The sequence below is a fragment of the Corynebacterium sp. genome (assembly GCF_030532195.1).
In the GTDB taxonomy this organism is placed as follows: domain Bacteria; phylum Actinomycetota; class Actinomycetes; order Mycobacteriales; family Mycobacteriaceae; genus Corynebacterium.
The window spans coordinates 258,153-271,470 of sequence record NZ_JAUNLP010000001.1; the positions used below are offsets into that span (position 1 = coordinate 258,153).

The window sequence follows — 13,318 nt, forward strand, 5'->3', positions numbered from 1 at the left end:
GATTATTTTGCCTTTCGGTTAATGACGATGACGGCTACGGCGATGATGACAATCAGTCCGACCCCGAGGCCCCAGGCCCACATGGGAACGGACTTCGTTTCATCGGCGCTCGCATCGGTATTACGAGATACTGCCCCATCTTCGGCTGCACCTGCAGCATCCGCACCAGCGACGGAGAAGGACGTCTTTCCACGCGTGGAGTGACCGTCCGAAGACGTGATTTGGAAACCAATGATGTAGTTGCCAGGACCCGGGTTGATATCCTCCGGGATTTCAAGACTGACCTCGTTGCCCACAACCTCAGGTTCGTGGGTGTAAAGGACTTTCTTGGCATCTGCATCGCTGATTGCAACGGTGTTGAAGTTGTCCTTGGGGTTGCCGGAGAACTTGAGCGATACCTTGCGCGGGAACTCATTAACTACCTGCTTATCTGCAGGCGTTGAGGACATCACTGCATCATGTGCAGCGGCGATTGGCGCGTCGAGCACTGCAGCCCCAGCGGCTACTGAAAGTGCTGCAAGCGATGCCGCTACACGACGATTCAACAGCGCGTGCCGACGCCTTCCTGCTGAAGCGACCCGGGGACTCACTAGAACAGTTCAACTCCTTTAAGCGGGACAGTTCGGGAAGAACAGCCATTAGCTAACAACTGCTCTTATCCCTATTTGTCGGATGTTAGCCGAGAAAAGTTCCCAAAAGTGCAAATATGTTCTAGGTCACAATCTTCTACAGAGGCGAAAAAGCCCTGGTCAGAGGTTCCACTCCGACCAGGGCTACTGCCTGGTAGTCCCAACTGGGTTCGAACCAGCGACCTTTCCGGTGTGAACGGAACGCTCTTCCACTGAGCTATGGGACTGTTGCGCACAAAATCTAAAAGGACTTCGTTGCTCTGCGGAATAAGGTAGCACGCTGACTTGAAATTCCCCTAATTGACCAGTTCGGAAATTAATGGGATCGTTTTTAGCCACTCCAAAGGCCGCTATTTCTTTCCGACAGCAACCAGCATTAAGCCCCCGCTCCGTTCTTCGTGTTCAATTCCTCCGACCGAGGTTGCAAATATGATGCCCGAACCGCGGAGCGTGCCAACTTCCGCGCCAAGAGACACAGGCCACCAAATCACAGTCATGAGATTCACGCTGGACATAAATGTGGTTTTTAGAATCTTGAAAGGCGATCAATAGAGATTCCGACCTGCGCATTTGTAATCAAAGAGCGAATCACGCTAAAGTATCTCTCGCACCGCAAGAGAGCAATAGAGTTTCTCTTGTAACGCAATGCGGATGTAGCGCAGCTGGTAGCGCATAACCTTGCCAAGGTTAGGGTCGCGGGTTCGAGTCCCGTCATCCGCTCTGGTTTTCCATCGAGTTGGCCTTATGGTATAACTTCGAGACAACCACTGAGGCGGCAAGCCTCACGGTGGAATGGCCGAGTGGCGAGGCAACGGCCTGCAAAGCCGTGTACACGGGTTCGATTCCCGTTTCCACCTCAGCAGAAAAGCCTTCGGGTTTTGATGTTCAGCGCGATTAGCTCAGTGGGAGAGCGCTTCCCTGACACGGAAGAGGTCACTAGTTCAATCCTAGTATCGCGCACCACGTTAGCCCTTGCGGGTAAACGTATTTGCGGATGTAGCGCAGCTGGTAGCGCATAACCTTGCCAAGGTTAGGGTCGCGGGTTCGAGTCCCGTCATCCGCTCAGTGCTTAACCCCCTTCTTTTTCGGAGGGGGTTGTGCATGGAAGCTTAAAGAAGCTTCTGCCCCAGCGCGATTAGCTCAGTGGGAGAGCGCTTCCCTGACACGGAAGAGGTCACTAGTTCAATCCTAGTATCGCGCACCACGTTAGCCCTTGCGGGTAAACGTATTTGCGGATGTAGCGCAGCTGGTAGCGCATAACCTTGCCAAGGTTAGGGTCGCGGGTTCGAGTCCCGTCATCCGCTCAGATTAACCCTCTCTCGGTTTCCCGAGAGAGGGTTTTGCTTTAGGCTCCTTTTACGTTTCAGCCTCTCTACGTTCGAGCCCTACTCCCGTTTAATGGCACCTCAATAGAACAAACCGCCCCACAGCTGAAAAACTGTGGGGCGGTTCTATCTAAAACTAGACTTCAGCTTCGCTAGACCTCAGCGTCGCGTGCACCGAGCTCATTGTCCAGGCGCAGCAGACCAGAACCGTCGTCGCCAACGATCTCCAGGCGGCCGATAATGCCACGGACGGTGTCCTCTTCCTCAATCTGCTCGACGATGAAGCCGTCCAGCAGCGGACGGGAGTCCAGGTCACCCTCCTCATCAATCAGCTTGCGCAGGTCGCGGATGGCCGCCGAGACCTTCTCCTCATGCTCAAGAGCAATGCGGAATGCGTCGAGTGCAGAAGTGACCTTGACCTTCGGTGCCGGAATTTCGCCAATCTGCGGGCGATTGTCACGAGCATCCAGGTGGTCAATGAACTGGTTGGCGTGAGAGATTTCCTCATCAGCCTGCGCGCGCATCCACTCAGCCATACCGGAAAGATCCAGCAAATCCAGCTCAATTGCCAGCTGGCGGTAGACGTTCGATGCCGAGAATTCCAGAGTAATCTGGTCGTTAAATGCCTTCTCAAGAGTGTCTGTAAGTCGCATAATCTCAATCATAAGTAAATCCCTCGATTGTGGCAATGATTATGCCACTTACCTTATAAGCCAGCCCTTGCCTACTCTTTAAACACCGACTTACCCTCGGAGGTATGGGTACACTCTCATCCTCCACCCCGACCACTTCCGATATCCTCACATTCCTCGAACGCCCCAAGAGCACCACGGTCTCAGCCATCGCCGTCACCAGCATCGATGGGCGTGGCGCAATTGACGGTGCCTCAGGTGGACTCGGAAACGACACCGACGCAACCATTTTCAATACGCTCCGCGCGCTTTCCGACGTAGTTTTCGTCGGCACCGGAACAATTGTGGCCGAAAACTACGGCCCGGTCGAAATCCCGCAGCATCTACAAAAGATTCGCCGCGACCTTGGCCGCAAAGACAACGTTGTAATGACAACGCTCTCCCGCTCCCTTGACCTCGACGTGGACTCCGATTTCTTCGCCGATGCGAAAAACAATCCACCCATTATTTTCACTCCGAGCGAAGACAGTTTTGGCGATGCCCACAATGCATCCGCTCACGAGGACAAAGCTAAAAGGATGGAGATGGCTGGGGCGAACGTCGTCAAGCTGGCGGAGCCCACACCGGCGTCGGCGTTGACGTGGCTGAAGCAGAACGGATATCGCGACATTGTCGTTGAAGGCGGACCGACGATGTACCGTGCAGCGATTGAAAGCGGGGGTGTGGATGAGTTGTTCATTACGCTGTCACCAACGTGGGTCGGCCACGGTCCCCTGACTTTTGGCGAGACCGAGCCCGATGACGCTTCCGATCCGCAGCGGTTTAATCTTCGCGACATGTTGCGGTCCGACTCACACATTTTCCTACGCTATTCCCGCAGTCTGACCCACTAGGGTTAGATACTGTGAATTCCCCAGCCAAACAGACGATTTCCCAATCCTCATCGCAGCAATCCTCATCGGACGCTGCGCAGGAAACCGCCCATGGCGCTATTTTCCTACAGCCCCACCTAGCTCGCGCATTCAACGCGTTCCTGTGGCCAATCGCCGTTGTGGTCATCTTCCACCGAACATGGATTTTGCCCCAGAATCTCGATTCCACAGATGACTTCACCACAGTGTGGGAAGCGGTAAAGCGTTTTACCAGTGGCGTTCCGGTCTATACCGAAAACTATCTGACCACGGATCCGCATTATCTCTACTCGCCTGGCGGCACACTGCTGCTCACACCGATTTCACTTCTCGGCTCGATGGAAGCAGGGCGTACGTGGTTTGCCATTGCACAGTCGGCATCAATTCTCGTTGCAATTGTGCTGTTGCTGCTCTGGTACGGTGTGCCGCGCCGCAGCCCGCTCATTCCGGGTGTTATCGCGCTGTGCTTCCTGTCGGAGCCGGTGACCAACACGATTGACTTCACCAATGTCAACGGCGGATTGTTCCTTGGCCTCGTTGTATTCCTGATGACTCTTCATCAGCGCCGCAACGCCTTCGCCGGCATCGTGCTCGGCCTGTGCATCACCATCAAACCTGTGTTCCTGCCGCTGCTCTTCCTGCCGTTTATGCGCAGGCAGTTCTCCACGATCTTCTATTCGATTGGCGTGGTAATCGCTGCAAACGCCGTCGCATGGCCGCTTATGGAGCGCCCACGCGATTACATCGACATCACCATCCCGTACCTCGGCGTGGTTCGTGACTTCGCAAACTCATCGCTGACCGGACAATTGGTGTGGCTCGGTGCAGACCCCACGTTGATTTTGCTGTGGCGCATTTTCTTCGGCATCTTCGTTGTCATCGCCGTCGTGCTACTTCTGCGCTGGCTTGAACGCGACGAGAAATTCTGGCTTGCCACGACCTCCGGCATTCTGTTCATCGGCGCATTCTTCCTGTCCAGCCTTGGCCAGCAGTACTACTCGCTAATGCTTCTGCCAATGGTGCTGACGCTACTTCGCCCGCTGACGGGCGAGCGTGACGACGAAGGCAATGCGGCTGCAACCGTCATGCTGAATTGGTCAACCGGTTTAGCGACCGTACTCTGCTTTTTCTACGCAAGCTGGATCATTTCCCCACGTGATGTATTCACCAACTGGCTGACCATCGCGATTGGTGGCATCGGCTGGGGCGTTTACATCCTTGCCATTGCAGCGCTGATGATTCGCATGACTATCGTCGATTCCGTCAACGGCCGTGATTTCGTCTCTGGTTTCACTTGGTTGAGCAAGTGGAAGATTGGCGGTAAGAAGAATTCGACTAAGGACCTTAAGGAGGCTTCGCACAATGTCTGACTCGAATATTGAAGACTGGAACTTAAGCGACGAAGAATGGCGTGAACGACTTAGCGCCGCTGAATACCAGGTCCTCCGTCAGGCGGGCACCGAACGCGCTTTTACCGGTGAATACACCGACACGGAGACTGAAGGCGTCTACCGCTGCCGCGCCTGTGGCTACGAGCTGTTCCGTTCAACGGAGAAGTTCCACTCTCACTGCGGTTGGCCATCCTTCTTCTCCCCACTGGCCGGCGACCATGTCATCGAGCGCCGCGACACCAGCCACGGCATGGTTCGCACCGAGGTTTTGTGCGCACGCTGCAAGTCGCACCTCGGCCATGTCTTTGAAGGTGAGGGCTACGACACCCCAACTGACCTGCGTTACTGCATCAACTCGATTTCGCTGACGCTGGAGCCAGGCAGCGTGGCTGAGGATAAGGACTAATTAAGCCACCCCCAGTTCGCCCCTCCCCCTTCAGTGACCATTTGGAAATAGAAAGCGCCACCTGCAGATTCCCTTACTCGTGGGAATCGGCAGGTGGCGTTTTTAGTTTCTAGAAATAGCAAGCGCGGCGTCGTTCCTATAACCACCGCGCTGCCAAAGGCCGGATCTAAGTGTTCTTACGGCAGTGCGTTGATAATTTCCGCGATATCGTCGACGCGGCGACCGGTATGGAACGGAATCTCCTTGCGGACGTGGAGGCGAGCCTCGGTGTAGCGCATCTTCCACATCAGGTCGACAATGCGATCCAGCTCTGGGCCCTCGAAGGCGAGAATCCACTCGTAATCACCCAGGGCGAAAGCCGGGACGGTGTTGGCGCGCACATCCGGGTAGTCGCGGCCGGCCATGCCGTGCTCGGCGAGGATACGGCGGCGCTCAGTCGGCTCCAGCAGGTACCAGTCGTAGGAGCGGACGAATGGGTAGACGGCAATCCAGCGGCCCGGCTCTTCGCCCATGATGAACGACGGCAGGTGGGACTTATTGAACTCTGCCGGGCGGTGCAGCGCAGTGTTCGACCAGTGTGGCGTGGAGGCCTGGCCCAGCGGGGTCTCACGCTGGAAAGCGTTGTAGAAGGCCTGTAGATCCTCCATTTTCTCCGCGTGAATCCAGAACATGAAGTCCGCCTCAGCGCGCATGCCGGACAGGTCGTAGAAACCGCGGATAATCAGGTCCTCGTCCTCGTAGCGGTTCAGGAATTCCTGAGTCTTGGCCACAGCTGCCGCGCGGTCCTCACCGAGAGCACCCGGGGTGACCTTGAATGCCGACCACATGGTGTAGCGAATGGTCTCATTGAGCTTCTTGTAATCGAGTTTTGCCATTTAAAAATTCTCCTTATTATTTCGGACAAAATTCTACTGCTGAAGGTCCCTTACGCGACCTCGGACACAACCTTGGCAGCTGCTGCCTTGGCGTTAGAGATGCACTCCGGGATGCCCGGCCCACTCAGCCACGCGCTGGTGGCGGCGAGTCCTCGCACGGAATCAACATCCTGGCGGGCAAAGTCCATCAGGCTGCCGTGCCCCATGTTGAAGCGCGGAATACCCGCCCACCAACGCTGCACAAAGACATCGGTTGGCTCGGCATCAAAGCCAGTTGCCTTCGCCAAGTCTGCCTTAGCTCGTGCAATCAGGTCTTCATCACTGCGGTGCACATGCGAATCATCGTCAAAACGCCCAAAGCTGGCACGGACAACGGCTGCATAGCGATCCCCAATGTGTGGCCACTTCCGCGACGACACGGTAAACGCCTTCGCAGACAAATCCGCACCAATTTCACAGAGCACACCGTTGATTTCCGGAAGGCCCTCGGCTGTGTCAAAGCACATGCCCACCACTGCCGAGTTTGACGTATCAACTCCACCAATCAGCTCCGCTGCCTCCGGCGCAATCTGGCCGAGCAGCTGCGAGGTGGTTGCCGAAGGCGCCGCAAGGACAACGCCGTCCGCCGCAATGACGCTGCTTTCCGACGCCGATTCCACCGTGACCTCAAAGCCACGCTCAGTCCTCGTCAGCCCAGTGGCCTTGGTGGACAGGAGGAGGTCGGCGCCCGATTCGTCGACAAGCGTGTTGTACAGGACCTCGAAGCCGTCCCGGAATGTCTGGAAGACGACGGGGCGCTTTGACTTCGCCTCCTCGTTCGCGTCCTCACTGGCCAGACGTGCCTGATGCGCGTCACGACGGGCGTCGAGAACTTGTTGAACTGCACCGGTGAGACTGACATGGTCGCCGACACTTGCCATCTCATCGAGCTTGGCGGCCAGCTGCGGAATAGTGGCACGCAAGCCCAGGTCGTACGCGGTGGTCGAGTACACGCCGCCGAGCAGTGGCGAAACAATGCGATCAACGACTTCTTCGCCCAGCCGAGCAGCGACCAGCTGGCCGACGTTCATATCGTCGCCGGGAATCCAATGAAGCGCTGGAGTGCGCTCAGGATCCGACTCGGCATCGATTTTTGCCATGGTCTCTTCGCTGAGCAGGTAGTCCAGACCGTCCGCGCTGCCGGGAATGCCGGTGACGGTATTGCGCGGCAGGCTTTTCAGCTCACCGCCTATGTAGAGCTTTGACGGCAGACCAGATGGCTGAACCAACTGATCGGCCAGCCCGAGCTCGTTGAAGAAGTCTGTGGCATCCTGGCGAAATGCCAGGTAGGCCTCCGCGCCCGCTTCGAGCGGCCCCTGACTTCCCTGCGTCGTCTTGAGCTTTCCACCGACTTGCGAATTCGACTCTACGAGAACAATTCGTGCGGCGGGCCCCAGGTTCTTGCGCAGCTCATACGCTGCGGTCAGGCCGGAGATACCGCCACCGATGACGGCGATGGTAGAAGGTTGTGCAACCACGATATTTCGTACGCTTTCCTGTGTCCGTTGTGGGGCACGATTGTAGTTAGAACTTCGGTGTGGGACTTAAGTGGCGTGGATGATTTCCACAGCACGGGTAATCGCATCCGCCTCTGTATTAGGCAGAACACCGTGGCCCAGGTTAAAGATGTGACCGCGGGTATCGCCACGCTCAATTGCACGATCTGCCTCAGTGCAAATGCGGTGAATTTCATCCTTCATGGCATCCTCACCAGCAAAGAGAATGGCCGGGTCGAGGTTGCCCTGCAACGTCAACGCGGTCTCCTCCGGAGACTTGCCAGGATTGGCCTCGGCCAAGGTGGCACGAATGCGGCTAGCCGCCACATCCATTGGTACACGCCAATCCACACCCATTACTTCCGGGCCGGCCTCAGCCATCGCACCGAGCAGCTCCCCGGTGCCCACGCCGAAGTGAATGCGCGGGATATCAGCATCAGCGACTGCCTGAAAGATTTCCGTGGAGTACGGAAGCACGAAGTTACGGTAATCCCGTTCCGTCAGGTAACCCGCCCAGGAATCAAAGAGCTGGATCGCGTCGACTCCGGCATCAATCTGTGCGCGCAGGAACGTGATGACCATCGGCGTGATCTTCTGCATCAGGTGGTGCCATAGCTCTGGGTCCGAGTGCATCAAAGCCTTGGTGCGCTCGTGATTGCGGGAGGGGCCACCTTCGATGAGGTAGGACGCCAATGTAAATGGAGCACCAGCAAAACCAATAAGAGCCTGGCTGTCTGTGAGCTCCTCCAAAATTAAGCCGATGCCTTCTGCCACTGGCGCAAGCTGTTCCTCGGTGACTTCTGGCAGCGCCTTAATAGCTTCTTCCGAACGCACTGGGTGGTCCATAACCGGTCCGCGGCCTGGAACGATATCAAGTGCCACGCCTGCGGCCTTGAGCGGCACCACAATGTCCGAGAACAGAATCGCGGCATCGACATCGTGCCTGCGCACGGGCTGCATCGTAATTTCCGCCAGTAGGTCCGGTCGGAAACAGGATTCCAACATGCCGATATCCTTGCGCACCTCGCGGTATTCCGGGAGTGAGCGTCCAGCCTGGCGCATAAACCACACGGGGCGCCGAGATGGAGTGCGACCATAGGCGGCATCGAGAATCGGGGCATCTGAAAGAGTGCGACGATTGTTCATACGCACAATCATGCCCCACTTTCCTTAAAAATTGGTATGCGAGATTCTAAGAAATCCAAAACCCGAACCGTCCCCGCAGCGTACCCATGTGTCGCCGCGCGTCGCCACCCGCAAATCACCTGACGCGTGTCTGCTTTGTAACGGCATCGGGACTGTTGTGAATTAATGTTGTTGATGTGGTTCAAACACCTCTATATACGGCATTTTTTCGGCGTGCCTCCCACTACCGGCCTTGACATATGGATAAGTTCAGGCGCGTGAATGGAACCGATTCAACGCCACAGAACTTCCTCGACGCAGTCGAGTCAATGCACTCTGCTGAGCTGCGACCTGAGATTGCTCTGGGCACTGTTCGGCCACCGCAGAAGCTGGCACCATTTAGCCACGCTGTTGCGCTCGAGGTCACTAAGCCCGTTGCTGATCTAGTCCCGGAGACATCCGACGACGATGCCTTCGGTCGCTTGATTTTGCTTCATGATCCGCGCAGCGAGGAAACATGGGACGGCGATATGCGCCTGGTTGCCTACATCCAGGCCGACATGGATGCGTCGCTGGCCGAAGACCCACTACTGCCACAGGTGGCATGGCAGTGGCTCACTGAGGCGCTGTCCGAAAACAACGCAGATATGACCAACTTGGGCGGCACTGTGACGACCACCAACTCCGTTCGCTACGGCGACATTGGTGGCAAGCCGCAGGCCTTCCAGCTGGAGATGCGTGCCTCGTGGACTGCAGCGGGAACCGATTTGCGCGCCCATGTGGAATCATTTGCCCAAGTGCTGGCCAACGTCGCCGGTCTGCCGCCTGTAGGCGTATCTATGCTGGGCCACTAGTCAGCAGCTGAGACCTGAGGGATTGAAAGAGCGCATTTAGTAGTGAGTACTGACGTTGAAATGAGATTGGCCCCCAAAGAGGGCACTCCCGCAGTACTTTCTTCCGCAGCGGATATCCGCGCCGCCGGCGAGAAACTGGCCCAGGGCACCGGTTGGCTGGCCGTCGATACTGAGCGCGCCTCCGCGTATCGCTACGATGACCGCGCTTTCCTGCTCCAATTTCGCCGCCGTGGCGCGGGCACTTTTCTCATTGATCCCGAGCTCGGTCACGAAGCTATGGCTGACCTGGGCACGCACATCAATGACCTCACCTGGATTATCCACGCGGCACACTCGGACCTTCCATGCCTCGCCGCCATCGGCCTCTACCCCGCCAAAGTCATCGACACTGAGCTGGCAGGCCGCCTGCTTGGCCTGGAAAAAGTCAACCTCGCAGCCCTTACAGAGCAGCTGCTTGGCGTCGGACTGGCTAAGGGGCATGGCCGCGAGGATTGGTCCACTCGCCCGCTTCCTGCTGACTGGCTCGACTATGCGGCGCTCGACGTTGAGCTTCTCATTGAGCTAGCCGAGGTTCTCACCCAAGCGCTGTCAGAACTCGACCGCCTGGAATGGCTCGAGCAGGAATGCGCTGAGGTGTTGGTGACCAACCGCAAATACGCAAAGGGCCTCCACGTCGGACGCACCTGGCGCGGACTGAAAGGCATCGGCAAACTTCGCACTCCTGAGCAGCTCAACGTCGCCCGTGCACTGTGGACGAGGCGCGATGAAATCGCAGCGCGCAAAGACATCTCCCCCACCCACGTTCTGGGACATAAGGTGCTGCGGACCATCGCTGAAGAACTGCCAAGCACCCACCGCGAGCTAAAAAATATCCGTGGCTTCCCCCGCCGTCGTCATGGCGCCACCGAGGCGTGGCTCAATGTCGTGACCAAGGCTCGTCGCCAGCCAGAATCGGCCTGGCCCACGCTCGAAGCACCATCGCGCAGCGACATGCCTCACTTCCGGCGTTGGGCAGAGCACGAGCCACAAGCCGCGTCGCTGTTTGAAGATACCCGCGCGGCCATCGACGCGGCGTGTACCCAGCTGCATGTTCGAGGCGACACACTCATCACCACCTCACAGATTCGCGAATTGGTGTGGTGGATGCACAGCCGCGCGCTCGAATCCGTGCAGTGGTGTCGGTTCAACCGCTACGCTGACGGACTGCCTACCACCTCCGCCATCGCCGCTCATCTACGAGCGACAGGATTTCGTCCATGGCAGGCCAGTGTGCTTTCCGACGTCATCGGCGGCCAAGTCCTCGCCCCAATGCGGTATCCGCTTTAGTTGCCTGGCTCCAGCAGCGCAATGGTCTCTACGTGATGCGTGAGACCAAATGCATCGACAACTTCGATATGGCGCAGTTGGTAGCCCTGCTCTGCCCAGTAACGGGCATCTCGTGCAAAGGTAGCCGGGTCGCAACCAATGTGAATCACTGAGGCAGGCTTGGCCGCTGCAATGGCCGCGATGGCTTCCTTGCCCGCACCGACTCGCGGTGGGTCAAGAACAACGACCTCAGGGTTCGGGGTCTTTTCATTGGCGACTTCACGGCGCACCACCTTGGTGACATCGCCGGTGATAAATCGCACTGGTGCAGCGTCGGAATCCGCACCTTGGCCGTGGTCAGCCTCAGCGAATGCTTCACGCTCTGCGGAAGCCGCTGCGCGGTAGCTCTCCACGGACACAATCGAGCCGTCGGCCTCGACAATCTTGCGCAGTGCCGCTGCCAGAACACCGGCACCACCGTAGAGATCCCATGCGCAGGAAACCTTCTTGCCGGCGAGCAACGTGATGATGCGGTCACCGTAGAATTCAGGAGCTGCGCGGTGCGCCTGCCAGAAGCCGGTAGTCGGCACATCGAAGGTGACACCATGCACCGTATGACGGGTGGTCGGCTTTCCTTCAATGACTGCTTCACGACGGTGCCGACCAGCGCCGACGACATACACCGCATTGCGGTTGCCTTCCATGTCCATAGCCACGTGCAACTCGCCACGATTTCGTGGCTGCCTACCGCTGCCCTTGCCGGATGTGGTGACTGGCAGGGTTCCGGGCGTCGCAAAGCCATCGGTGAGACCCGGTACCGTCTGTGCGCACGTGGCACCCACGACCAGCTCGCGGGAGCGGGCGCGGCGCAGACCAGCGCGACCTTGGCTGTCGACGCCGAGACGAACACGGGTGCGCCAATGTGTTGTTGGGTCGAGCGGCAGAACGTCAATCGACGGCAGCTCATCGGTGTTGAAGTGGCCGAGCCTGCGCAGACAGTCAGCGACGATATCCGCCTTCAGCGTTGCCGCATACTGCGGTTCGATGAAGCCCCAGTCACAGCAGCCAGCCCCCTGACTGGCGGCCGCACACGACTGCGGAATGCGATGCGCGGAGGGCTCGAGAACGTCGACGACCTCTCCGCGCCAGAGTTTGGCATCGGGGTCAGCAATCTCGATTACAACGCGTTCGCCTGGAATGCCGCCAGTGACGAAAACGATGCGCCCGTCATAGCTGGCAATGGTTTCGCCGCCGGCGGCGGGACGGTCAATAGTCACTTCGATGTTCACGCAGTGAAATACTACCCCTTGCAGCTGAAAAAGCCGCCGAGGAGACTCGGCGGCCATCATTTTTAGCGGGCGCTTTCTGGCGCACTCAATGGAAAATGCTTAGTGAGACATACACCCGACTGGCTCTAATTAGTTGGTCGAACCGTCCGGGTTGATGCCGGTGGCGCCCGGAACCTGGCCCGGATTGCCCTCAGACTGCGCGGCCTGTGCCTGCTGCGTCTGCTGCTGGTAGGCAGCACGAATCTGCTCGGCCATTGCAGCTGGCAAGGTAACCGGGAGCGGCTGGCCAGCCGGCATGGGGTTATCGCCGCGGGAGACAAAGCTACGAGCCATGACACCGCGTGCGAGGTTTGCCAGCTCTTCGGCGCTACCGGCCGGACCGGATGCGGTCATGCGCAGCATCCAACGCGGGCCGTCGAAGCCAATGATGCGCAGCTCCATGTCAGCGGTGGTACCAACGACCTCAGAGCCCCACGGACCCTGCTCCACGTGGACATCGAGACCGTCGGACTCGAGACCGTTCTTGATTTCCTCTGCGGACTCCTCCCACAGACCACCGGAGGTCGGTGCGGCGAAAGCGACTGGCGTGACGCGACCGTACTGTGTAGCAACGTGAAGCATAGTCGGGCCGTCCGGGCCCATTTCGACCTGAATGTCGCCCTCGTGTGGAATCGGCAGCAGCATCGAGCCCAAGTTCAAGCTGGCCTTGGCAAAGTCAGAGAAATCGAACTCAGTTGGCTTGGCAGCACCAATGTCGAACGGACCACCTGCCTGCGTGTCCTGGCTAGATGCCTGTGGCGCTCCCTGAGTCGATGCCGCAGCCTGGTCAGCGCCGGCGGGCTCCGATGCAGCCGACGCGTCAGCAGCCGATGCGCCGGCCACTCCGGATGCGTCCGATGCGGTGGAAGCAACCTCAGCCTGGGCATTTGCTTCCTCGGAATTCTGCTTCTTCTTACCGAATGGCCACATGATAGTTAATTGACACCTCTTTGAATGAATACTCTGTAGGCGAATTTAAAAGCTAAATTCTGTTCTCCCCGC

Annotated in this window: 12 protein-coding genes and 7 tRNA genes; 11 read left to right on the plus strand and 8 right to left on the minus strand. The window is 57.9% G+C overall.

The window, feature by feature from the left end; genetic code table 11:
- Nucleotides 1-2 precede the first annotated feature (2 nt).
- The gene (locus tag Q4E11_RS01100) at nucleotides 3-545 is read right to left on the minus strand and encodes a copper resistance CopC family protein (protein WP_303162849.1); all 543 of its coding nucleotides are present in this window, start codon (nucleotides 543-545) and stop codon (nucleotides 3-5) included.
- A 236-nt stretch (nucleotides 546-781) separates the two neighbouring features.
- Nucleotides 782-856, minus strand: a tRNA-Val gene (locus Q4E11_RS01105).
- A 420-nt stretch (nucleotides 857-1,276) separates the two neighbouring features.
- Here Q4E11_RS01105 and Q4E11_RS01110 point away from each other — a divergent pair.
- From Q4E11_RS01110 to Q4E11_RS01135, 6 genes are all read left to right on the plus strand, one after another.
- Nucleotides 1,277-1,349, plus strand: a tRNA-Gly gene (locus tag Q4E11_RS01110).
- 66 nt (nucleotides 1,350-1,415) lie between these two features.
- Nucleotides 1,416-1,486: transfer RNA gene (locus Q4E11_RS01115), tRNA-Cys, on the plus strand.
- 31 nt (nucleotides 1,487-1,517) lie between these two features.
- Nucleotides 1,518-1,592 (plus strand) — tRNA-Val (locus Q4E11_RS01120).
- 27 nt (nucleotides 1,593-1,619) lie between these two features.
- Nucleotides 1,620-1,692, plus strand: a tRNA-Gly gene (locus Q4E11_RS01125).
- 66 nt (nucleotides 1,693-1,758) lie between these two features.
- Nucleotides 1,759-1,833, plus strand: a tRNA-Val gene (locus Q4E11_RS01130).
- 27 nt (nucleotides 1,834-1,860) lie between these two features.
- Nucleotides 1,861-1,933 (plus strand) — tRNA-Gly (locus Q4E11_RS01135).
- A gap of 173 nt (nucleotides 1,934-2,106) precedes the next feature.
- Here Q4E11_RS01135 and Q4E11_RS01140 read toward each other — a convergent pair.
- Nucleotides 2,107-2,607, minus strand: coding sequence for a ferritin (locus tag Q4E11_RS01140; protein ID WP_303162851.1), 501 nt, complete (start codon nucleotides 2,605-2,607; stop codon nucleotides 2,107-2,109).
- 104 nt (nucleotides 2,608-2,711) lie between these two features.
- Here Q4E11_RS01140 and Q4E11_RS01145 point away from each other — a divergent pair, with 104 nt between their 5' ends.
- The 3 genes from Q4E11_RS01145 to msrB are packed head-to-tail and all read left to right on the plus strand — an operon-like array spanning nucleotide 2,712 to nucleotide 5,294.
- Entirely contained in the window at nucleotides 2,712-3,479 is a 768-nt protein-coding gene (locus Q4E11_RS01145) for a pyrimidine reductase family protein (RefSeq protein ID WP_303162853.1), read from the plus strand.
- Nucleotides 3,480-3,490: 11 nt separating this feature from the next.
- Entirely contained in the window at nucleotides 3,491-4,867 is a 1,377-nt protein-coding gene (locus Q4E11_RS01150; protein WP_303162854.1) for a glycosyltransferase family 87 protein, read from the plus strand.
- Entirely contained in the window at nucleotides 4,860-5,294 is a 435-nt protein-coding gene (msrB, locus tag Q4E11_RS01155) for a peptide-methionine (R)-S-oxide reductase MsrB (RefSeq protein WP_303162855.1), read from the plus strand. The genes Q4E11_RS01150 and msrB overlap by 8 nt, the downstream gene beginning before the upstream one ends.
- 176 nt (nucleotides 5,295-5,470) lie before the next feature.
- Here the strand turns inward: msrB and hemQ are convergent, their stop codons facing one another.
- The 3 genes from hemQ to hemE all read right to left on the minus strand — a co-directional run bounded on the left by hemQ (nucleotide 5,471) and on the right by hemE (nucleotide 8,862).
- Entirely contained in the window at nucleotides 5,471-6,169 is a 699-nt protein-coding gene (hemQ, locus tag Q4E11_RS01160) for a hydrogen peroxide-dependent heme synthase (RefSeq protein ID WP_303162856.1), read from the minus strand.
- Nucleotides 6,170-6,219: 50 nt separating this feature from the next.
- A complete protein-coding gene (gene hemG / locus Q4E11_RS01165) occupies nucleotides 6,220-7,686 on the minus strand; it encodes a protoporphyrinogen oxidase (RefSeq protein WP_303162857.1) in 1,467 nt (488 codons plus the stop codon).
- Nucleotides 7,687-7,752: 66 nt separating this feature from the next.
- Nucleotides 7,753-8,862: a uroporphyrinogen decarboxylase gene (hemE, locus tag Q4E11_RS01170; protein ID WP_303162859.1), complete on the minus strand. Its 1,110-nt coding sequence runs from the start codon at nucleotides 8,860-8,862 to the stop codon at nucleotides 7,753-7,755.
- A gap of 245 nt (nucleotides 8,863-9,107) precedes the next feature.
- On the opposite strand from hemE, the gene Q4E11_RS01175 reads away from it, so the two are divergent.
- Nucleotides 9,108-9,683: a DUF3000 domain-containing protein gene (locus Q4E11_RS01175; protein WP_303162860.1), complete on the plus strand. Its 576-nt coding sequence runs from the start codon at nucleotides 9,108-9,110 to the stop codon at nucleotides 9,681-9,683.
- A 42-nt stretch (nucleotides 9,684-9,725) separates the two neighbouring features.
- Entirely contained in the window at nucleotides 9,726-11,009 is a 1,284-nt protein-coding gene (locus Q4E11_RS01180) for an HRDC domain-containing protein (RefSeq protein WP_303162861.1), read from the plus strand.
- On the opposite strand, the gene Q4E11_RS01185 is transcribed toward Q4E11_RS01180, so the two are convergent.
- Together Q4E11_RS01185 and Q4E11_RS01190 are read right to left on the minus strand one after the other, a co-directional pair.
- Nucleotides 11,006-12,277: a class I SAM-dependent RNA methyltransferase gene (locus Q4E11_RS01185; protein WP_303162864.1), complete on the minus strand. Its 1,272-nt coding sequence runs from the start codon at nucleotides 12,275-12,277 to the stop codon at nucleotides 11,006-11,008. The two genes, Q4E11_RS01180 and Q4E11_RS01185, sit on opposite strands and share 4 nt — an antisense overlap.
- A gap of 129 nt (nucleotides 12,278-12,406) precedes the next feature.
- Complete coding sequence (locus tag Q4E11_RS01190) at nucleotides 12,407-13,246, minus strand: DUF3710 domain-containing protein (protein ID WP_303162865.1); 840 nt, start codon at nucleotides 13,244-13,246, stop codon at nucleotides 12,407-12,409.
- Nucleotides 13,247-13,318: the final 72 nt, after the last annotated feature.